The 248-nt window shown below is 50.4% G+C and carries 2 tRNA genes; both read left to right on the top strand.

The window, feature by feature from the left end:
- Positions 1–87 precede the first annotated feature (87 nt).
- Positions 88–163 (top strand) — tRNA-Thr (locus FS802_RS30770).
- Positions 164–173: 10 nt separating this feature from the next.
- Positions 174–246 (top strand) — tRNA-Lys (locus tag FS802_RS30765).
- The last annotated feature ends 2 nt before the right edge of the window (positions 247–248 follow it).

Here is a 248-nt window from a genome sequence, read left to right as displayed (position 1 = left end):
TCGGTAGCTCAGTCGGTAGAGCAGAGGACTGAAAATCCTCGTGTCGGCGGTTCGATTCCGTCCCGAGCCACCATTTTGAAGTCGCAAGCCGACTTAGCTCAACTGGTAGAGCAACTGACTTGTAATCAGTAGGTTGGGGGTTCAAGTCCTCTAGTCGGCACCACTTTCAAAATGAGCCATTAGCTCAGTTGGTAGAGCATCTGACTTTTAATCAGAGGGTCGAAGGTTCGAATCCTTCATGGCTCACC

Source organism: Bacillus sp. DE0042, from assembly GCF_007680225.1.
Lineage (GTDB): Bacteria > Bacillota > Bacilli > Bacillales > Bacillaceae_G > Bacillus_A > Bacillus_A wiedmannii.
Note: the sequence above shows the minus strand (reverse complement) of the source record. Positions and strands in the feature narration are given on the sequence as shown.